Below are 19,958 nucleotides of genomic sequence, written 5' to 3'. Positions count from 1 at the left end.
CTGGTGGCTTGGCGTGGAAGGTCACCCCGGACCGTGACGGGTCGTTTCGGCCGCTGATTGAGATGTGTTCGCGAACTTGTCGCTGTGTAAAGGTGTGCCGGCGAAACCACCCTGACGAGCCAACCGCACACGGAAGGACAGTATGGACGAAAAGATCTGGGTAGGAATTGATGTCGGTCGGCATGCGCATCACGCCGCCGCGGTCGATGAGGCGGGAACGGTGCTGTGGTCTCGGCGGCTTCCCAACGATCAACCGGCGATCGAAGCGCTCATGGACCGGGTCGCCGACATGAAATTCGTGGTGTGGGCGATCGACATGACCGCACCGGAATCGGCGCTGCTGAGGGGTGTGCTGGCTGCGCGGCGCCAGCAGATCCGCTACGTGCCCGGCCGGGTCGTGCACAGCATGACCGGTGCGTTCGCGGGTGAGGGCAAGACCGATGCCCGCGATGCGGTCGTGATCGCCCAGACAGCCCGCCTACGTGGCGATCTCGCCACCGTCTCGGCGCCCGACGACGTCGCGATCGAACTCGACCTGCTGACCGGACATCGCAACGACCTCGTCGCTGAACGTACGCGAGGCATCAACCGCCTGCGCGGCCTGCTGACCCGCATCTTCCCTGCACTAGAACGGTGTTTCGACTACTCGACACTGACCGGTCTAACGTTCCTCACCCGCTTCGCCACGCCATCTGCGATCGCTGCGGTCTCTGACGACGAGATCTACGACCACCTGCGCAGTCACGGCGTCCGCCGACCCACGATCCCGAAGATGATCGACAAAGCCCGTGCCGCGGCGGCCGCGCAGACCGTCACCCTGCCTGGCGAGGCGACCACAGCCCTACTGGTGCAACACGCGGCTACCTCGTTGGTCATGCTGACCCGTCAGATCGCCGACCTGGATAAGCAGATCACCGAGGTGTTCCGCCGCCACCGTCACGCACGGATTCTCGAATCCGTGCCAGGCATCGGCACCCGAAGCGGCGCTGAGCTCGTCGCGATCACCGGCGGCGACCTCACTTCGTTCGGCTCGCCCGCCAGACTCGCCGCCTACGCCGGTCTTGCTCCGGTACCGCACGACTCCGGTAACCGCCGGGGAGCCTTGCGTAGACCCCAGCGTTACCACAGAGGACTTCGCAAGGTGTTCTACATGGCCGCACTCAACAGCTCGCAACGCGACGGCCCGTCCCGCGAGTTCTACCAGCGCAAACGACGCGAGAAGCGTTCCCACGTCCACGCTCTCATCGCTCTCGCTAGACGTCTGGTTGACGTGGTCTGGGCACTGATCCGCGACGGTAGGGTGTGGTTGCCGCGGCCGACCGTCGAGCGGGTGTCAGTCGATGAGGTGGGCGCGATGGCTGGATGACTGGCGGGGCCGGTCAGATCTCGGCACGTGCGTGCGTACTAGCGGGACACTGGATGCGTGTCGGTTCGGGTACTCGGCCACCAGCTTGCTCTGCCGACAAGTGTGGCGATGGTCGGCACAACGATGGTGCGGACGATGAAGGTGTCGAGCAGCAGGCCGATGCCGATGATGAGTCCGACCTGGGTCATGATCGAGATGGATCCGGCCATGAGTCCGAACATGCTGGCAGCGAAGATGAGGCCGGCCGAGGTGATGACTGATCCGGTGTTGGTGACGGTTCTCAGGACGCCGATGCGGATGTTGTTTTGGGATTCTTCGCGTAGGCGAGAGATAAGAAGCATGTTGTAGTCGGCGCCGACCGCGACGAGGACTATGAAGGCCAGTAGTGGTACGGGCCAGGCGATATCGGTTTTGAGGATGTGTTGAAAGATCAGGACACCGATACCCAGTGCCGCGGTGTAGTTGAGTATGACGGTGCCCAGAAGGTATAGCGGCGCGATGAGTGCTCGGAGTAGGAGTATCAGGATCAGGCCGACGATGGTGAGGGTGGCCAACGCTAGGAGTCGGAAGTCTTCGGTGAGTAGACGTTGCAGATCGGCGTTGATGGCGGGGAACCCGGCTATCGCGATGTTGGAGTCCTGCAGGGTTGTGTTCGGTCTGGCGGCGAGTGCGACATCGGTGATTGTGTCGGCCAGTTGCATGGCCTCGGTGCTGTAGGGGTCGAAGCTGGTTTGTATTGCGTAGCGCACGGTATGGCCGTCGGGCGAGACGAACTGGCGAGCGACGTCGACGAAACGGCGGTCTGCGTTGGCCTGAGGTGGGAGGTAGAAGCCGGTTGCTGAGTTTGTTCCGGCGGTCTCGCGGGCGGAGGTTTGTAGTTGTGTGGCTAGCGCGGCCATCCCGGCGAGTTGTTGAAGGTTGCTGTCGATCAGCGCGGATACACCGGCGGCGAGTTGGCGTGATCCCGCCGCGAGTTGACTGATACCTGTTTGCAGTTGGGTGAGCTTGCCGGGAAGGTCTTGGCTGCTGATGCTTCCCAGCGTGGAGCCCAGTGAGTTGACGGTGGAAGTGAGTTGGTCGGTGACTGTTGAGATCGGTGTATCCAGCTGCGCGAGTTGTGTTGACAGCGTGGCGATCTGGTCGAGGGTCCCGTTGCTCAGTAGGGCGTCGAGATTGCGGGTCTGCGCGCGCAGAGCTGCGCACTGCGGGACTTGGGTGCACCAGGGCGCATTATCGAGGATGGGCAGGATCGAGGTCACTGTTGCCAGGGCTGCAGATGTTTGGCGGGTGAGCGCGGCCAGCTGTGGGGCATTCTGAGAAGCGCGATCGAGCGCTGGTGCAGATGCGGCGAGTTGGCGGAGTATCGGCTGGTACTGCTGAATTTGCTGCCCTGCTGTGCTTGCCTGATCGAGGATGCCGGCCAGGGGGGCCAAGTTGGTGCGTACCTGGGTGTCGAGCTGAGTAAGCCCGTCGGCGAGTTGGAATGCGCCGGTACGGAGCTGTTCGAGGTCACCTCGGCGGTTCTGGCCATCGTCGACCGCACCCGCCAGCCGGTCCCCGATCTGACCGTTCTGCCAGGACAGCTCGGCTTGCTCGAGCTTGTCCCCGGTGGGACGGGTAACACCGATGACTCGAGTCACTCCGGGGATCTGGGATACACGTGAGGCCATTTGCTCAAGATCGGCCAGCCCGCTGGCAGTACGGAGATCGATCGGTGCATCTACAACGAGGAACTCAGTGATAGTGACGTCTTGAGGGAAATGACGGTCGAGCAACGCGTAGCCTTCGTTGCTGTCGGTTGTCGCGGGCTGCCCCTCACGATCGTCGAAGGTGATCTGGATGCCCATCGCGAAGACGCTAAGCACGATTAGCCCGACCAGGGTTAGTGCCAGCAGAGGCACAGGACGCCGCACGACGAGCACGGCGACGCGATTCCAGTACTTTCGGGTCAGATCTCGTCTGGGTGCGCCCCAGCCGAATCGCGCCGCCCACAGCAACACCGGTGGTAGCAGGGTGACCGTGGCGAGGAATCCGATGAGGATGGCGATCGCGCATGCCGGACCCAAGGTGGAGAACACGCTCAGCTGACCAAACACCATCGCCAAAAAGGCCAGCGCCACCGTGGCAGCTGAAGCCAGGATGACCCGTCCGATAGTTGCTGTCGCGTCCACGAGCGCAACCTCAGTGGTAGCGTCCTGGCGTAGCCGTTCGTGATAGCGACTGATGAAAAAGACTGAGTAGTCGACCCCGGCTCCGAGCAGGATGACGGTCATGAACGCGACGGTGAACTGCGATACCGGCATACCGAGTTCGCCGAGTGCGGACAAGACCCCGCGGCCCACGCCGAGGCTGACACCGATCACCAACAACGGCACCAGCGCGGTGAACAGCGATCGGTAAACGATCAACAGAATGATCGCGATAAGCGCCACCGTCGCCACAGTGATCACGACTAAATCGCTTTCAGCACTGACGATCTGGTCACTGAAAGTGGCCGTCGGCCCGGTGACATGGACAGTGGTGTCCGTACCGTCAAACACGCGCTGCGCGGTTTGGCGCACGGTCTCCACAGCATGCGTGGCCGTTGGCCCTCCCAAAGTTCCGGTGACCCCGACAGGCAAGTACCAGGCTTGCCCGTCCTCACTCAAGGCCTGGCCGGCCGTCGTCGGATCGGAGAGCAAATCCCGCACTGACTGCACATCGTCGAAATTTTCGCGCAACTGCAGAACGAGCATGTCGTAGCGTTCCCGCGCCACGTCGGTGAACCCGTTCGGGTTCTCCATGGTCACGAAAACAGTGGTCTTGGCGCCCTTCTCACCGAACGCACCACCCATCTGATCGAGTGCTTGAAACGATGGAACCCCAGCAGGGATCGGATCAACAGACTGCTGCCGCACCACCGTCTCCAGCTGGGGAAACAGTATCGCCAAGACGATACCCACAGCCACCCACGCCCCGATGACGAGGAATCTGTGCGCCAAGGTGAACCGTGCCAACCGCCCCAATGTCGTGCTGTACTCGCTGCGTTCCGCCAACCGGCGCGCCGCCAAGCGCCCACCACTTGGACGTTGGACCACCATACGCAGCACCTCACCCTCGACCCAGCCCGTCTACGAAACCGACGGTATCGTTACGGTACTAGCAGTACCGTAGATGGGGAAGGAGGTCAGGAGGTTTGGTGTCGCCGGTGGGCCATGAGGAAATCGTCGACAAGCTGTTCGAGATCGCCAACGGTCATCGACCGAATGCCCGTGAGCTTGGCAAAGACAAGGGGGCCCGCCAGTTGAGTGACTGCCATGGTCAAATCGAGGTCGCCGAGCTCCGCCGTGGCCACGTCACTCGTCAAAACTCGATCGAATGGTTCTCGATACTGCTCGACGACTCGACGACGCAGTGGCGCGAGCGCGTTCTGATCCCCGTCGGATTGCCCGGATTGCCGGGGCTGCTCGGGAAGCATTGCCAACCATGCCAGCGTCGTCAACTGCAGCGGTGCCTGCTCAATAAGCTCAGCCTGCCGCTGCATCAGCTTCAGCAGGTCATCACGGATCGACGTCGTCGTCTCGGGGGTCTCGGCCTGAGGCAACAATCGCTCGAAGGCAGCCGCCACCAGATCTGTGGAGCTCTCGAAGTGACGATACAAGGTGGTGCGAGCAACACGAGACAGTCGAGTGACCGCCTCCACGGTAACGGCTTCGACCCCGCCACTGTTCAGCAAGGTCGAGTGGGAGCCACTAGGATGCCAGCGATGTCGACGATCGAGTCACTGTTCTGTCGGAGCTCACCGTGGCAGACAGCGACTGCCCGGTGGGTACTGCCGTGGGCGTTGCAGGGCACCCGCCCTACTGGTGAGGTGTTGGAGATTGGTGGTGGCGGTGGTGCGATGGCGGCGCAGATGCTGACGTCAAGCGTGCCGGCCCATCAGGTGCAGGTGACGGTGACCGACTTCGACCCGGCGATGGTCGCCGCAGCCCGAGAGCGGTTGCGGGGCTTCGGCGCCCTGGCACGCGCTGAGATCGCCGATGCCACGGCCCTGACCTACGATGATGGTTCCTTCGACACTGTCGTCTCATTCATCATGTTGCACCATGTCATCGACTGGGAGCAGGCACTGAGCGAGGCCGTGCGGGTGCTCCGCCCCGGCGGAGCTCTGGTCGGATATGACCTGCTCGGCACCGTGCCGGCGCGGCTGCTGCACCGTCTCGAAGGTGCACCGCACCGCTTCATCAACCCCGGGCAACTCTTGCCGCACCTGGGGGGCCTGCCCCTAAGCGACGTGATCGTTCGGGAGAACGCGGGGCTTGTACGGTTCCGTGCGACCCGCGGCCCGAGCCGATGAACTCAGCGGCGCACCGTCACCACCATCACGGTCCGTCCGACGAGGTGGCCGGTCTCGACGAGGTAGAAGCGGCGGTGGCGTTCGTCGATCTCGCTGGGTACAGCGTGCTCACCGAGATGTGCGGCGACCGCGAAGCTGCGGAACTCGCCATCCGGCTGGCGGAGCAGGCCCGAGAAGCGCTGCACCCTGGCGTGCGGTTGATCAAGACAATCGGCGACGCGGTGATGCTTGCTGCGGGCACCGCCGACGCGATACTGGCGACGATTACCGCCCTCGCCGAAGCGGCCTCCGACGAGGGTGGATTCCTAGCCCTGCGCGCGGGAGTTCATCATGGCACCGCGATCATCGGTCGCGACGGCGACCTTTTTGGGCACAACGTCAACGTCGCCGCCCGTATCACCGCGCTCGCCGGCGCCGGCCAGGCCGTTATCACCGTCCCGGTCCTGCCCGCCGCTACGCGGGCGTCGCTGCCTGTCACCTCCATTGGGCCGCGAAGCTTGCGCAACATCAGCACCTCGGTCGAGCTGCATGCGTTTTCTCTCGCTTCCGCCCGCCGCCCGTACGATCCGGTATGCGGGATAGGTGTGGACCCGAGGGCCGCGGCGGCCCACCGGGTTCGCAACGGCCGGGATTGGTGGTTCTGCTCCGACGGCTGCGCCGACCGGTTCGACCTCTAATTGTAGTCAGTGACGTCGCAGCCGCGGCCACCCGACGTCGTTGGCGGCTGCCTGCCCCCCCAGATGAGTCAACAGCTCACCATGCGCAAGATGGGTTGGCCGAGCCTCCGGGATCACCCTGACCTTTCACTGGCGGATACTTGCCTTTGGCTCGCTCACAACCCCACGTGCCTCCTGCGGCAGAGACGCCGGCGCCGAAGCTATGAGTGCTGCCCCGCAGCCAGAGGTCCACGGCGCGCTCGAGTCACTACTCGGCCACCGAGTCATAGGGGGATCTCCCGTCAGGTGTTAGCTACTCCCTTCCCCCGCGATACTACTAATTCAGTTAGTAATATACGGAACCTGACGACGTCGGGCGGGTTACTGTGCCGCGCGGGTGCCGGAGGGACGTGGGGTACGTAGGTCGAACGCGATCGACCTTTCTCCCCTACTGGGACGCGGATCTCATCGCTAATTGTTGCGAGTTAGCCGACTGAACGGCATGAAGGCGGGTGATTCTGACGCCCACTTGAAGTCACTAGCCTCCATAGTAGTAACCTGGCCGTGTCCTGCTCGATATCGATCTGTTTCCATTCCGGCCCGACGCTTGGACTGAAGGACTCCCCTTGGCACGGCATCGCACAGCTGATCCCGGCGCACCCCTCGCTGGCATACCTGCGACCCGGCGCGGCGCATTGGTAACCCTCTCCCCCGGACCAACGGGGCCCCGGCATTCGGGTGTCGAGCGTACTGGTGGGCGACATCGAATGCCGCACCCAACAGAGGCGGTGGGCATGTTCGCCCGGCCCCTCACCCCGGCTTCCCCGCCTTCGGCATACACGCGATCGATGAATGCGCCTCGGGTGCCGTCGGTATACCCATCCCGTGCCGCTCGTCCACACGCTCCCGGTTCGCATACCGCGCGACCTCATGCGACGGCTCTGCCCGACCATCGGGCTTTTGGGCTACCTCACCGACAGCGCCGGCTCGACGGCGACAGTCACACAAGGGCTACAGTCGCGATTGCGCCGTGGGAGCGAGCTTTGTGTGTCCCGGAACCTCACCGCGAGCAAGACCCATCGAATTTTCTCGCTGTGCTCGACGACGAGGAGGTGCCGGGTGCCTTCATACGGTCGGCGGCCTCGGCCGGGTTGGGCGGATCGCTCGTGGCTGCCGTGGTTCTTTGCGTCGCCGGCGGGACCGCGGCCACCGCCATCGCCGATCAACACAACCCAACGATCACCCCCGTGTTCCAGACTGGCAGCGGGTCCGCCGCCGCCGGGTCCTCCGCAGCGCCACGACCTGCAGTCGATGGAACGGTGGACGAGCAATACGACCGCGCGCGTACAGCGGCGGCATCGCCTCGCGATGAGTTCACCGCGGCGATGCGTGAGTTGATTCAGCCAGATCGGCTGCGGCGCCCCGAGCCCCCGGCACCGCCACCACGGCCGCGGTCGGCGGCGCCGACCTTCGGTACCGTGACCTCGAGTTACGGGTCGCGCTGGAACACCACGCACTATGGCCTCGATATCGCGAACACGATTGGCACACCGGTGGTCTCGGCCAGCGATGGGGAAGTTATCGAATCCGGCCCAGCCGACGGCTTCGGTCTATGGGTACGCGTACTGCAAGACGACGGCACGATCGGCGTATATGGGCACATCAACGAGGCACTAGTGAGTGTCGGGCAACGAGTCCTGGCCGGCGAGCAGATCGCAACGGTGGGAAACCGTGGCTACTCCACCGGCCCGCACCTGCATTATGAGGTCTGGCAGCAAGACGGACCCAAACTCGACCCGGGACAGTGGCTGAGAACGCGGGGAGTCTATGTCGTCGGATGACCCGGCAATATCTGCGCAAGCTGCTGGCGACTCTTGTGGCCAGGCGCCTCGGGCGTGAGCCGAGCCGACGTCGCGCCCCCGGAGCTGTTCTGCGGTTCCAGGACGGAAGCATTCTGCGAAGGTGACCTCGATCGATTGACAGCAACGGTGCGCTGGCGCGGGCGCCAAGGTCGTGGTTTCGATTATCCGGCAGGTCTGCCACGCGGCTTTTCGCCCAGCCCCCTCTTGGTCGCATGGCGGGCATCGATTGCGTCGGCCTGCTGATTGATGCGAGTTCGTAGGGGTTTGAGGACGATCATCGAGACTGGACTACTGAGAATCACGGCGAGGACGACAGCTCCGAGAATCGGGAAGCTCAAGTCAATTGCGTAGGACAGCAACAGGATTAAACCACACAGCACAGCAGCGAGTGCTAACCGCGCGGTGTTATACAGCAGGGCAATTGCGATAAGAGACCTGGCCGAAGAACTGGGTGAGGGGGTGGCGCCGTGAGAATTCTTGCTGCTCATGGTCGGGAGGCTTTCCGTGTGCGGGTTGAATGCGATCGGCTGAATATGCGACTTGACACCGTCCTCACGGCGAGTTCTTTGACACGGAGTGGGATAGATTCCCCCCGCAGGACGAATCTGTACGGAGGTACGTCTCATCGGCGACGTATGCGCCGGGGTCGGCGGTCTGTCGGCACAGGCTCGGTCATCCATCGCCGCGCCTGCTCGGTGAAGTCTTCGCCCCACCCAGCCTGATCGGTGCGGGCCAGACCAGCGATTGTCACAGCAGTGACTCGTTGGCCATCGACTTTCACGGGCACCAACCGCACCCAGATTCGGCGGCGCCGGATAAGCAGAGACACAAGTAGCCCAGCCAGCATCACAGTCGCCGAAAGCAAGACCCAATTCTGTGCCGGCCCACGCGAAACCTGCATGGACACAAATCGTTCGTAGCCGTCAAAGCGCACCACGGTGCCGTCGGCGATGGTGTGGGTCTCTCCTGGCCTGAGATTGACTTGTGCTCGCTGCTGGAGTCGGCCCTGCTCGATGAGCGCTTGGTTGAGGGAGTACGCGTTTTGCGGGCGACCGGTATCCAGTCCGGTGTCGCCCTGGTAGATCCTGATAGCCACATATGGATCATTCGGCACGGGAGACGATGAGGTGAGAAGCGTTCCCTGGAATGCTGCGGTCGGAGCGAACAGGCCCTCGATCGCGATCTGTTGGTTGCGACGTTCGTCTGCGTTGGGGTAGAGGCCCGCTGGGGTATCAAAACGGGCCGCGCCTGAGGACAGCATCGTCTGCAAGTCGTCGGGAATGAAAAGCACTGTCTGAGTGCGCTGCTCCCCGTTCGAGAATGTCACAGTGAACGTAGGCGCGAAGCCGTTGCCGAGGACATAGACGCGGTCGCCGGCGACTCGCAGGGGCTCGTTCACGCGGATACGCGCGGTGTTCCAGGTAGCGGGGTCACGCTGCCGCACGTCGCCGGTGTAGGTAACGTCAGCTTCGTACATGTCGGGCTGACCGCTCGGCAGGAACCGGGCATCGAAGCCCTCGACGCGAACGCAGAATGGTGAGAGGTCGGTACCGTCGACCAGGCTGCCTGCACGAAATGAGTCATAGACTGCGGTCGAGGTGTTGCATAGCCCCTGCGTGCCATCGGCGACGAGACTGCGGGTGCCCTCGTAGCCGTAGAGTTTGTCGGCCGCGATCGCTATCAACAGGGCGAGCAGAGCGAAGTGGAACACCAGGTTTCCCCACTCACGGAGATAGCCCTTCTCTGCGGAGATCTCAACGGCTGTGGTGGTCCCGGTCGCTGGTCGCGTGGTGGTGACTCGACGCCAGCCCCGCAGGTTGGCGTTGATGAGGGCAGCAACCTCGTCAGGATCTCCCTCTACTGTGTCCTCGATGTGCCGCGGCAAGCGGGTGAGGTTGCGCGGCGCGGGGACTGGACGAGCGCGCACAGCGCGCAGATGCTCGAGGATTCGGGGAGCGAGGCAACCCACGAGCGAAACGAACAGAAGGACGTAGATCGCGGTGAACCACGAGCTGGCGAAGACGTCGAATAGCTGCAGTCTGTCCATCCACATGCCGAGGGAGCCCCGGTCGGCGATGTACTGGGCAGTCTTCTGCTCGTTGAGTGGTCGTTGTGGCAGCAGGGCGCCCGGGATTGCGGCTGCGGCCAACAGGAACAGCAGGATGAGTGCTGTTTTCATCGACGTCAGCGATCGCCACAGTTTGGGTAGGCGGCCAAGCATACGACGTCGGCGCGGCGTCGGCGTTTCGGTGCCCGTCATCGTGGCGCCGGTAACGTCGCGGTCAGATAGTTATCGATTGCGGGAGAAAGGCATACGCGGGCGCCGACGAAGTCCTCGGCTGTGTGCCGATCGACACCCGACACTACGAGCGTGGTCGGCCGCCAGGACTTCCGTACCAGCACCGCCACCTGGGTCTCACCTGCTCTTTCTGGCCTGGGCCGCTACTACGAAGAGTAGTAGTTCAGACTGGCAGATAGCAAACGGTGATGCAGCTCGATGCCGAATCAGAGAGCGAAGGGTCGTGACCGTAAGCTAACTACTATCATGGTTAGTGAGATCTGTAACGGCGCCTATGCTCTGTGGTGCCGTTGTTGTCCCAGCGGATGAAGGGCTTTGTGACTGATGGGCCGCTCTGGCGCTTTGGGGACCCAGTTGGGCGAGACGCTTCGTAACCGCCGATCGACTGGCGATATGGAGTCGCCGCGGCGTCTGAGAATTCTTCGGCGCCACCGTCCGGCGTGGGTCAAACTTCCCCAACTACTGGTACTTGCAGCGCTGACGGCCGTTGTGGTGGTACTGACCTCATGCAGCTCGGCCAGCGGTGGCTCAACCTACAGTGACCAGATTCAGGCCGTCGACAGCTTTGCAGACATCACACGACCCTCCATCGCTGTGGGCACCGCCGGCGGTGGCCGACTCGCACCCAACGCGGTCGTTGAACCTGGGCTCCCTATCATTGTGACAGCCAGTCGCGGCGCATTGACAAAGGTTGATATCCCCACAGCCAGTGGCCGTGCCTTGGCGGGCTCACTGAGCGAGGACGGCAGCACATGGATAAGCACCCAGCCGCTGGGGTACTCGAAGCGATACTCCGTTCGAGCCGAGGCCGTGGGTGTGGGTGGTCGTTTGAGCGTCTCGCAAGGTTTCTCCACAGCCTCGCCTGAATCGCTGACCAGCGCGGTAATCCTCGGCGAGAAGACCGTCGGCATTGCCCATACGATCGGTGTTCGATTCGCGGCTCCCATCCCTGACCGAAAGAAGGCCCAGGATGCGATCACGGTCACCTCTGATCCTCAGATGCAAGGCGCGTTCTACTGGATCAGCGACTCCGAAGTCCGATGGAGGCCCGAACGCTTCTGGACGCCAGGCACCAAGGTCAGTGTTGCCGTGAACATTTACGGAGTCGACCTCGGCGACGGGCTCTACGGCAACAGAAATCTTTTGTACGACTTCGCAATCGGCCGAGCTCAAGAAATCGAAGCCGACGACTCAACCAAGACCATCGTCGTCAAGAGGGGTGGCAAGGTTATCCGAAGCATGCCGACGTCGTTCGGCAAAGACAGCACACCGACTCCACGCGGCATCTACATGATCGGTGATCGTGTCGAGCACATCGTCATGGACTCCTCCACCTACGGAGTGCCTGTCGAATCCTCAGCGGGATACCGAACACCCGTCGAGTGGGCGGTCCAAATGTCCTACAGCGGCATCTATATGCACGGGGCGCCGTGGTCAATGGCGGCGCAGGGCAACAGTAATGTCAGCAACGGCTGCCCAAATCTAAGTCCGGCAGACGCGGAGTGGCTCGTGAAGAACACCCTGCGCGGAGACCCCGTCACGGTCAAGAACACCAACGCCGAAACGCTATCGGGAGTCGACGGACTCGGTGACTGGAACATTCCGTGGTCGCAGTGGAAGAAGGGCAACGCAGACACCTAGAGGCTCCGACTTGCTCGACTGGTCACTCACATTGTTCGCCAGCGACTGAGCTCGTCCGGTCTTGACATGACACGACAGGCCGGCTTCGGCCGAGGGTCATGCGCGAATTGCGCCCATTTGTCATATCAACGGGTAGTAGGTATCCCTCTGGCTCAGAATCTAGTTTCGCCCCTCTGTGCCTGGTCACGAGTGCCGACTTGATGAACGGGCGCCGCCACGGACGGTTGGTGGCGTATGCGTTGACCCCGTCCGGCCGCTTTCGTGACGGCGGTCCTGGCGGTCGCAGGTGTCTCGACACTAGCCACGCCGGTACCAGCGGCGGTCCCAATGCATGGGCACGCACTGAGTGACGTTCCCCGCACTGGTCCTGGTAGCCGCTTCCCCGTGTGCGTTGCGATCGCGCTACCGGCTGACGGTCGCTGCCGCAATCTGCGCCGTCAGCCACCACGGCGCGCTCCTCAAACGCAGCGCTGCACTAGAAGAGCTGGGACGGATCTCGGTTGCTGGCTACCACGGCACAGGCGAAGCTTCTGCACTTCGGTATCGACCACCGCGGATCAACCACTGTCAGCCGCGATTTCTCTGCTAACGACTCCGCAACTGTTGACGCGCGCGGCGCCGATAACTGCTCTGCCACAGCAGACCCCGGGTGCAGCTGCTGTTCGCCCCCGGCAACCGACGCAGATGGCGCCCCCTACTTTGTCATCGCCACATCGTGAGCGCCGCTACGTGCACCGCGCTCCTTCAGGTGCGGGGACGGGACGTCCACGTACGCACGACCAGTACTGCCAAGACCACGGCTGCGCAGATCCCTTCTCCTGCTGCTCCGGCCCGGGTCGCTATGGTCGTCGTTGTCTTCAGCGGTACCCGCGCGATCAGGACATCCGGGGTGAACAGCGCTGTTTGTTGCGCAACATCCCCATCAGGCTTGATGACAGCGCTCACACCACTGGTTGCTGCGATGACGACCGCCCGATCATGTTCAACTGCCCGAACCCGTGACATCGCGAGTTGCTGATACGTCATCTCGGTGCGTCCGAACGTCGCGTTGTTGGTCGGCACCGCGATCAGCTGCGCACCGGCGCGCACCGATTCGGCCACCAGATCATCGAACGCGACTTCGTAACAAGTCGCCACCGCCACGGGCACTCCCGCGAGATCCACGACGCCCTTACCTGTGCCAGGAACGAAGTTGCCGGCTTGAGCGGCATAGGAAGACAGTCGGATCATCAAATTCCGCATCGGCAAGTACTCCCCGAACGGCACCAGCTGGCGTTTGTCGTGCTCCTGACCCGGCCCGCTGACCGGATCCCACACCACCATCGTATTGCGGGCGGTGTTGTTGTTCCCGGTGACCACGGCGCCCACCAGGATCGGCACCCCGATCGCCCGCGCCGCACGATCAATCTGCGCGGCAGCATCGCGATTTCCGAACGGGTCGATATCAGAAGAGTTCTCCGGCCACACCACCACATCGGGACGAACGACCCGCCTGGTACGAACCTTCTCAGCAAGATCGAGGGTGCGTTGGACATGATTATCAAGCACCGCACGTCGCTGGGCATTGAAGTCCAAACCCAACCGAGGCACGTTGCCCTGCACCAACGCCACCGTCACCGACTGCTCCGCCGGAACTGCTGTCTGCGAGGGCACCAACATCCACATCAACAGTCCAACTGCGGCGACTGCTGCGGCTGGGCCAGCCAACGCCCGAGGGTGCAGGTTGACCACAGCCGCTGCAACCGCGGCCAGGAGTGTGCCGAGCAGCACCACAACGAAGGACAACCCCGGCGCGCCGGCCAGTGCCGCCAACGGCAGCAACAACCCATCCGGCTGACCGAATGCGATTCGACCCCAGGGGAAACCGCCAAAAGGAACGCGGGAGCGGGCGGCCTCGACAGCCATCCAGGCGCACGCTAGCCACAACGGCGCGCCACGACATCGGCCGACCACCGCCGCCAACGCCCCGAAGACCCCGAACGCCACGGCCTCGGCCGCTGCCAAGGCGAGCCACGGCACCGCGCCCACATAGGTGCCGACCCACGGCAGCAGCGGCACAAAGAATCCCAGCCCAGCTAGATAGCCGTAGCCTGACGCCGCCCGAGGCGAGCGTCCCCGCAGCGTCACCACCAGAATCGCAATAGCCACCGGGGCGAGGAACCACAGGTGGCGCGGAGGAAAGCTTACATACAGCATCCAGCCCGAACCGACCGCAGCTGCGGTCCGCAGCACAGAATGAAGCGCCGGCGGTACAAGTGCGCTGACACGCCGAGCATCCGAATGGCGACTCACAGAGCACCGCTCCCTCACCGATTTCTGTCGAGCGCGAGATCGGCGCCCGCCGTCGCCCGGCCGGAACCGCGCGCCTGTAAACTACTAGTCACGGTAGTAGTAATCTGACAGGAGTGAAGATCGTGCCAGCTCAAGCGCTCATGGTTCGACTCGGAGTGGTGTCTCGATGAGCCGTAACGTCAGGATGTCGCTCGCGGCAGTGTTCGTATTCTGCTTGGCGCTGACGGTGGTCTTCGTGGTGTCCCGGGCCGGCGAAAGCGAACAGTCCGGCGACCAAGCGAGCATGACGGCAAGGCCCGATTCTCCGCGGCTGTCGGCTCCGGCTGAATCCAAGGCGACGTTCGTCGAATTCTTGGACTTCGAATGTGAAGGGTGTGGGGCGGCGTACCCGGCGGTGGAGCAGCTACGCCAAACATACGGAGATCAGGTCACTTTCGTGGTTCGCTATTTTCCCCTCCCCGGGCACTTCAACGCTGACCGCGCAGCCCGGGCCGTGGCCGCGGCGGCCGAACAGGGCCAGTTCGAACCGATGTACCGCAAGATGTTCGACACGCAACGCAGCTGGGGTGAGCAGAGGGTCCCGCTGGACGATCTGTTCTTCTCCTATGCCCGGGAGCTGGGCCTGAACATGGAGCGATTCGCCGCCGCCTACGACTCGCAGGCCACCCGGGAGCTTATCGACCGCGATGTCGCTGACGGTAAAGCGTTAGGTGTCACCGGAACCCCGACGTTTTTCATCAACGACGAACGCATCAAGCCCGAAGGGTATGATGATCTGAGCTCTGCGCTCGAATCCGCGATACGGCAGTGACCACCCCACACCGGCAAGCCTCAACGCCCTCAGCCTCGGCGCCAGATGCGCAGATTCCGGTGTTCCCGCGGTTGCTCGCGTGGATTCTTGCGGTCTGCGGAGGTGTTGGGCTTGCCGCTGCGTTCACACTGACGGTCGAAAAGTTCGAACTGGGAACCGATCCGGAGTACACACCGACCTGCAGTATCAACCCGATCGTCAATTGCGGATCGGTGATGGACACCCCTCAGGCGGTCGTCCTCGGGTTTCCCAATTCTCTGATCGGAATCGTAGGGTTTACAGCTCTACTCGCTGTCGCCGTCCTGATGGGACGTCGGCCGGCGCCCTGGGTCATGATCGGACTGCAGATCGGACTGACGGGTGCGCTGGTATTCGTCCATTGGCTGATCTTTCAGAGTCTGTACCGAATCAATGCTCTCTGTCCGTACTGCATGGCCGTGTGGGTGGTAGTCGTGGTTGCTTTTTGGTATGTGAGTCTGCGCAATGCCGACCATTTCTGCCCACCGGGGAGAGCACGCCGAGTCCTCGATGTCGCCTTCACAGTGCACACCGTAGTACCACTGGTGTGGGTGATGGCAGTGATCTTCCTGATCACCGAACGCTTCTGGTGGTACTGGTCCACGCTGGTGTGACCGTGGACCGGCGCCAAGGGTGAGGCACCAGGTCTCTCGCGGCAACACTCTTGCACTCGTGCGCAGACCGGACGTGCTTATGGGGGTGACGCCGACGCGACACCCTCATGGATGATGGGCGGCCAACGCTTCTTCCTGGTGGCGTTGGGCGTTGGTCTCGAGCTGGAAAGTGGAGTGCTCGAACGAAATGGCGAAGTGGGTCGCCACGCACGTCCGGATGTCGTTCAAAATGGTGGGGGCGTGGCCGTCCTGGAAGCAGTCGTCATCGACCACGACGTGAGCGCTGATGATCGGTAGACCAGTGGCCACCGTCGACGCGTGAAGGTCGTGCACGTCCTGCACACGATCCATCTCAAGAATGTGGGCCCGGACGTCGTCCAGATCGATCTCCTTGGGCGTGAATTCCATCAGCACTCGGGTCGTCTCTGCCATGAGCTTGAGGGCGCGGGGTGCGATGAGTAGCGCGATGAACAGCCCGGCCAGCGCGTCGGCTCGTTGGAAACCGGTGGTAGCGATGACGATCGCGGCGACGATCACACCCAGTGATCCCAACGCGTCGTTGAGGACCTCCAGAAACGCCGCTCGCATGTTGAAGTTGGCGCCTCGTCCCGAGGCGAGCACGAGCATTGCGACGATGTTTGCCACGAGCCCGATCACTCCGAAGAGCAGCAGCTCGGTCGAGGGCACCTCAGGCGGAGCGAACAATCTCCGCACGCCCTCGACAGCAGCGTAGAGGCCGACCGCGAGCAGCAGCGAGGCCTGACCCAGGGCGGCGATGACCTCAATGCGCCGCAGGCCCCATGTGCGAGTTTTACTGACCGGTCTGTGCATCACCGTTGCTGCGACGAGCGCAACCGCCAAACCAATCGCATCTGTCGCGGCGTGTGCTGTATCAGTCAGAAGGGCAAGACTCCCCGTAATCACCGACCCGACCAGTTGGGCAACCACGATGATCCCTGTAAGAGCAAACGCTATCGCCAGCCGGACTCGCAGCGACGAGTCGCTGGATGCAGGGTCGGTCGGTCCGTGGTTGTGTCCGGCTCCCATTTTTCGCGCTCTCCGTTCGATCCGCACTCGGACGGGCTACGCGCGCCCGAATGTATCAATATATGCGCATGTGACTATATGTCAGGCCGAGCTGTTACGGAACTGTGGAATGGTCTGGGCGGTGTGGTGGGATGGCCCGCGGTCGCGGGTGGCGTCGGCGCTGTTTCGGTGTTCGGGGATCGTCGGTGTACAGCGGGGAACGCTGGGACGGCGAACCGTCGCCGCCACCACAGGCCTTAAATGGGTAGTTGGGTATCGGTGATGAACGCGTCGCGGACCCATACGATGAATTGGTCCCACAGTCCTGTGACCAAGGCGATGCCCACCGCGATCATCATGGCGCCACCAACGATCTGAATTGTGCGGGCGTTGGTGCGCAACCAGCCGAGGCTGCGCAACGCCCACGCCGAGGAAAATGCAAGGACGACAAAGGGAATGCCCAGGCCTGCGCAGTACGCCACGATCAGCGCGACACCTTTGGCTGCGGTAGCGCCCTCGGTGCCGCTGGCGGTAGCGATGACCGCCGCTAGCGTGGGCCCAAGGCATGGTGTCCACCCGAGTGCGAAGACCGCACCCAGCAGCGGGGCGCCGGCGATATTGGAGATCCGGCGGGGCGCGAACCGTCGTTCCTGTTGTAGTGCCGGCACCAGCCCGATGAACACCAGCCCCATGATGATGGTCACCACGCCGCCGATGCGCTGTAAGATCTCACGATTCACCACGAAAGTGGTTGTGACCCCCAGCACTGTCGCAGTCGCTGCGACGAATACCACAGTAAAGCCGCCGACGAACAGGATCGCCGCGGCCGCCACACGCGATCGACCCCGCTTGGTCGGCTCCCCCACCGACACCGCGGGGGCCTCGGCGCCGACCACGCCAGCCAGGTAAGACAAATACCCCGGAACGAGCGGGACGACGCACGGCGAGGCGAACGACACCAGTCCGGCGATCACGCACGCGAGCAGTGCCAGCAATAGCGGACCGCCGACGACGACGTCTGCAAACGTCTCGCCAACTGCGGCCTGTAGTTCGACGGCCTGTGGCGTCATTGTTGTTGCGCGGTGGGCTCAGCGACGACTCGCTTGACTGTTGTCCCGAGTTCGTCGGCAGTGATGGCCTTGAGGAACACTGCGGCCGGACGGTGTTCGCGGTCGAGCACAATGGTGGTCGGCACCACTGATGTCGGAGTGGTCAGCGCGGCCAGCGTGACACCGGCAAAGTCGTAGATCGATGGAAAAGCGACCTTGCGGTCGACAATGAAATCACGCGCGGCCTGCCGGTTGTCGCGCAGATTGATACCGAGGAACTCGACACCCGAGGCCTTAGTCTGTTCGTAGACGTACTCGAGGTCGTCGGCTTCTCCCCGGCATGGGCCACACCACGAACCCCAGACGTTGATGACGACGACCTTGCCAGCGAAGTCGTCGAGTCCGATGTTCTGGTCTGTCACCACATCAGGGCCGGAGACCTGAGCGATACTCTGACGGCTCGCGGGCGGGTCGTAAGTGATAACTGTCAGCCCGCCAGGCGAGACAAATTGAAAGGTTCCGCCCTGAGCGACCGCGTCATCGCCGGCGCAGCCCGATGCCACCCACGGCACCACACAGATCAACGCCAGGACTGCCGCCCGTGCCGCGGACAACCTTATCCCCTGCTGCACTATCAGCGCTCCTTGACGTCGTTCTACTACGCAGCGTGGTAGATCAACGAGGGATTTGTCAACAATGTCATAGTTTTTGTGAGGACCGACTCGTCCGACGATCACAGCATCGTTGTTTACAACGTGATACTCGAACGGTCGAATGTGCCTCTCAACTGCACTTATGGCCTTCCTTACATTGCGTCTAGGCCGCTTCAGATGCCATCTGATCACAACTACATGCACTAGTAGTTGGGAAGCCAATCGCGATAGGTACTCAATCTGCCCGTGTTACTGCTGTGACCTGTGAGGCCTATGGTTCGAGCGGAGGGCTACCGCCGTGGCCCCATGCGCACCTAGCGTGGGGTGCTGCGCTCCAGTCCGCCGCGCCCATCCCTGGAAGGTCTCCCGGCATGCCTATGTCGTCCATCACCCGTCGCCGCGACGAAAAACAGCCCTGCCTGAGGCTGGGGGTCGCGGGGATCGTTGCTGCGGTTCTGCTGAGCTTCTCGGTCGACGCTCGAGCGCGAGCCGATGCGGATGACACCCACGTGGCCCAGCAGTTCGCTCAGCTGGTCGCTGAGACGATCTCGACATCGTTGGGCGGGCCGGCGATGGGAGCCCTGACCGACGAAATTCGAACAGTGAGCACATGTCTGAGTGATCGAGCGCGCCCAGTCGAGCCGTCGGTGCCGACCGATGATCCCATCACTGCAGTGGGATGCTTTGCCGCCGTACTCAGTGCGGGACGAGCAGCTGCCGAACTGGTTGTCGACGCACTACCGATCGGGCGGTTGCTGGCGCTTCTGGCATTGGAGATGCGCCCCCACGATCCCGCGGCCCCGCATCCCGCACCGACCGGTCGATCCCAGTTCTCGGCGCCGTCACCCGGGACGGTGGTCGCTCCGACGAATGGTCGAATCACCTCTACTTTCGGTGACGGCCGAGGGCACCAGGGTCTAGATATCGGCAACGACCTGGGGGCACCGATTTTCGCGGTCACCGACGGCGAAGTAATCAACTCTGGTCCTGCCCAAGGCTTCGGATTGTGGGTCCGCATCCGGCACGCCGACGGAACAATCACTACCTACGGCCACAATGACGACAACCTCATCGCGGCGGCAGCGCCGGTCGCGGTTGGCCAACCCATCGCCACGGTCGGCAATCGAGGTAACTCAACCGGCCCCCACCTGCACTTCGAGGTTGCCGATGCATCCGGTGCAGCTCTCGACCCGGTGACCTGGCTCGCTGAACGCGGCGTACATCTTCCCTCCGACAGCGACGCCGAACCTCCTACTATCACGCCCAGCGAGCCGCCCAGCACCGGGAGTGCAGACCTCTGGCGGTAGGGACGGCAGCGACGCTCGGCCGCGACGG

Annotated in this window: 15 protein-coding genes and 1 pseudogene; 8 read left to right on the top strand and 8 right to left on the bottom strand. The window is 63.0% G+C overall.

The window, feature by feature from the left end:
• Nucleotides 1-142 precede the first annotated feature (142 nt).
• Entirely contained in the window at nt 143-1,366 is a 1,224-nt protein-coding gene (locus GBRO_RS13085) for an IS110 family RNA-guided transposase (protein WP_006896189.1), read from the top strand.
• Nucleotides 1,367-1,404: 38 nt separating this feature from the next.
• Here the strand turns inward: GBRO_RS13085 and GBRO_RS13080 are convergent, their stop codons facing one another.
• Together GBRO_RS13080 and GBRO_RS13075 are read right to left on the bottom strand one after the other, a co-directional pair.
• Nucleotides 1,405-4,446 carry an MMPL/RND family transporter gene (locus GBRO_RS13080; RefSeq protein WP_006896188.1) on the bottom strand — a complete coding sequence of 1,014 codons (3,042 nt, stop codon included), beginning with the start codon at nt 4,444-4,446 and terminating at the stop codon, nt 1,405-1,407.
• An 86-nt stretch (nt 4,447-4,532) separates the two neighbouring features.
• A pseudogene (locus GBRO_RS13075) lies at nt 4,533-5,087 on the bottom strand (TetR/AcrR family transcriptional regulator); the annotation flags it as partial.
• 15 nt (nt 5,088-5,102) lie between these two features.
• On the opposite strand from GBRO_RS13075, the gene GBRO_RS13070 reads away from it, so the two are divergent.
• The 3 genes from GBRO_RS13070 to GBRO_RS27030 all read left to right on the top strand — a co-directional run bounded on the left by GBRO_RS13070 (nt 5,103) and on the right by GBRO_RS27030 (nt 8,199).
• A complete protein-coding gene (locus GBRO_RS13070) occupies nt 5,103-5,702 on the top strand; it encodes a class I SAM-dependent methyltransferase (protein WP_012834412.1) in 600 nt (199 codons plus the stop codon).
• 44 nt (nt 5,703-5,746) lie between these two features.
• Entirely contained in the window at nt 5,747-6,379 is a 633-nt protein-coding gene (locus GBRO_RS13065) for an adenylate/guanylate cyclase domain-containing protein (RefSeq protein ID WP_041920500.1), read from the top strand.
• 1,298 nt (nt 6,380-7,677) lie between these two features.
• Nucleotides 7,678-8,199: a M23 family metallopeptidase gene (locus GBRO_RS27030; RefSeq protein WP_227892892.1), complete on the top strand. Its 522-nt coding sequence runs from the start codon at nt 7,678-7,680 to the stop codon at nt 8,197-8,199.
• 182 nt (nt 8,200-8,381) lie between these two features.
• Here GBRO_RS27030 and GBRO_RS26345 read toward each other — a convergent pair whose 3' ends face one another.
• Nucleotides 8,382-8,708, bottom strand: a complete 327-nt coding sequence (locus GBRO_RS26345; RefSeq protein ID WP_012834409.1) for a DUF4229 domain-containing protein — start codon at nt 8,706-8,708, stop codon at nt 8,382-8,384.
• A 134-nt stretch (nt 8,709-8,842) separates the two neighbouring features.
• Nucleotides 8,843-10,480 (bottom strand): cytochrome c biogenesis protein ResB, encoded by a 1,638-nt coding sequence (locus GBRO_RS13055; RefSeq protein ID WP_041919886.1) that lies wholly within the window; start codon nt 10,478-10,480, stop codon nt 8,843-8,845.
• A gap of 432 nt (nt 10,481-10,912) precedes the next feature.
• On the opposite strand from GBRO_RS13055, the gene GBRO_RS13050 reads away from it, so the two are divergent.
• Nucleotides 10,913-12,160 (top strand): L,D-transpeptidase, encoded by a 1,248-nt coding sequence (locus GBRO_RS13050; protein ID WP_012834407.1) that lies wholly within the window; start codon nt 10,913-10,915, stop codon nt 12,158-12,160.
• Between the two features lie 744 nt (nt 12,161-12,904).
• On the opposite strand, the gene lnt is transcribed toward GBRO_RS13050, so the two are convergent.
• Entirely contained in the window at nt 12,905-14,356 is a 1,452-nt protein-coding gene (lnt, locus tag GBRO_RS13045; RefSeq protein ID WP_083775695.1) for an apolipoprotein N-acyltransferase, read from the bottom strand.
• A gap of 262 nt (nt 14,357-14,618) precedes the next feature.
• On the opposite strand from lnt, the gene GBRO_RS13040 reads away from it, so the two are divergent.
• Both GBRO_RS13040 and GBRO_RS13035 read left to right on the top strand, forming a co-directional pair.
• Nucleotides 14,619-15,263: a DsbA family protein gene (locus tag GBRO_RS13040; RefSeq protein ID WP_012834405.1), complete on the top strand. Its 645-nt coding sequence runs from the start codon at nt 14,619-14,621 to the stop codon at nt 15,261-15,263.
• A 59-nt stretch (nt 15,264-15,322) separates the two neighbouring features.
• A complete protein-coding gene (locus GBRO_RS13035; RefSeq protein WP_012834404.1) occupies nt 15,323-15,895 on the top strand; it encodes a vitamin K epoxide reductase family protein in 573 nt (190 codons plus the stop codon).
• A 105-nt stretch (nt 15,896-16,000) separates the two neighbouring features.
• Here the strand turns inward: GBRO_RS13035 and GBRO_RS13030 are convergent, their stop codons facing one another.
• The 3 genes from GBRO_RS13030 to GBRO_RS13020 form a co-directional block, all read right to left on the bottom strand.
• Nucleotides 16,001-16,942, bottom strand: coding sequence for a cation diffusion facilitator family transporter (locus GBRO_RS13030; RefSeq protein WP_012834403.1), 942 nt, complete (start codon nt 16,940-16,942; stop codon nt 16,001-16,003).
• Nucleotides 16,943-17,178: 236 nt separating this feature from the next.
• Nucleotides 17,179-17,991, bottom strand: coding sequence for a cytochrome c biogenesis CcdA family protein (locus GBRO_RS13025; RefSeq protein WP_012834402.1), 813 nt, complete (start codon nt 17,989-17,991; stop codon nt 17,179-17,181).
• Nucleotides 17,988-18,602 carry a TlpA family protein disulfide reductase gene (locus GBRO_RS13020; protein ID WP_012834401.1) on the bottom strand — a complete coding sequence of 205 codons (615 nt, stop codon included), beginning with the start codon at nt 18,600-18,602 and terminating at the stop codon, nt 17,988-17,990. Before GBRO_RS13020 ends, GBRO_RS13025 begins: the two co-directional genes overlap by 4 nt.
• Before the next feature lie 392 nt (nt 18,603-18,994).
• On the opposite strand from GBRO_RS13020, the gene GBRO_RS13015 reads away from it, so the two are divergent.
• Entirely contained in the window at nt 18,995-19,930 is a 936-nt protein-coding gene (locus tag GBRO_RS13015) for a M23 family metallopeptidase (protein WP_012834400.1), read from the top strand.
• Nucleotides 19,931-19,958: the final 28 nt, after the last annotated feature.

The sequence above is a fragment of the Gordonia bronchialis DSM 43247 genome (assembly GCF_000024785.1).
Taxonomy (GTDB): domain Bacteria; phylum Actinomycetota; class Actinomycetes; order Mycobacteriales; family Mycobacteriaceae; genus Gordonia; species Gordonia bronchialis.
This window is presented reverse-complemented; position numbering and strand designations above follow the sequence as displayed.

What these genes read in the sequence shown, in the direction of transcription:
- GBRO_RS13085 (WP_006896189.1), top strand. Translation starts at nt 143, where the DNA reads ATGGACGAAAAGATCTGGGTAGGAATTGATGTCGGTCGGCATGCGCAT.
- GBRO_RS13080 (WP_006896188.1), bottom strand. Translation starts at nt 4,446, where the DNA reads ATGGTGGTCCAACGTCCAAGTGGTGGGCGCTTGGCGGCGCGCCGGTTG.
- GBRO_RS13070 (WP_012834412.1), top strand. Translation starts at nt 5,103, where the DNA reads ATGCCAGCGATGTCGACGATCGAGTCACTGTTCTGTCGGAGCTCACCG.
- GBRO_RS26345 (WP_012834409.1), bottom strand. Translation starts at nt 8,708, where the DNA reads ATGAGCAGCAAGAATTCTCACGGCGCCACCCCCTCACCCAGTTCTTCG.
- GBRO_RS13055 (WP_041919886.1), bottom strand. Translation starts at nt 10,480, where the DNA reads ATGACGGGCACCGAAACGCCGACGCCGCGCCGACGTCGTATGCTTGGC.
- GBRO_RS13050 (WP_012834407.1), top strand. Translation starts at nt 10,913, where the DNA reads ATGGAGTCGCCGCGGCGTCTGAGAATTCTTCGGCGCCACCGTCCGGCG.
- lnt (WP_083775695.1), bottom strand. Translation starts at nt 14,356, where the DNA reads ATGCTGTATGTAAGCTTTCCTCCGCGCCACCTGTGGTTCCTCGCCCCG.
- GBRO_RS13040 (WP_012834405.1), top strand. Translation starts at nt 14,619, where the DNA reads ATGAGCCGTAACGTCAGGATGTCGCTCGCGGCAGTGTTCGTATTCTGC.
- GBRO_RS13030 (WP_012834403.1), bottom strand. Translation starts at nt 16,942, where the DNA reads ATGGGAGCCGGACACAACCACGGACCGACCGACCCTGCATCCAGCGAC.
- GBRO_RS13025 (WP_012834402.1), bottom strand. Translation starts at nt 17,991, where the DNA reads ATGACGCCACAGGCCGTCGAACTACAGGCCGCAGTTGGCGAGACGTTT.
- GBRO_RS13015 (WP_012834400.1), top strand. Translation starts at nt 18,995, where the DNA reads ATGCCTATGTCGTCCATCACCCGTCGCCGCGACGAAAAACAGCCCTGC.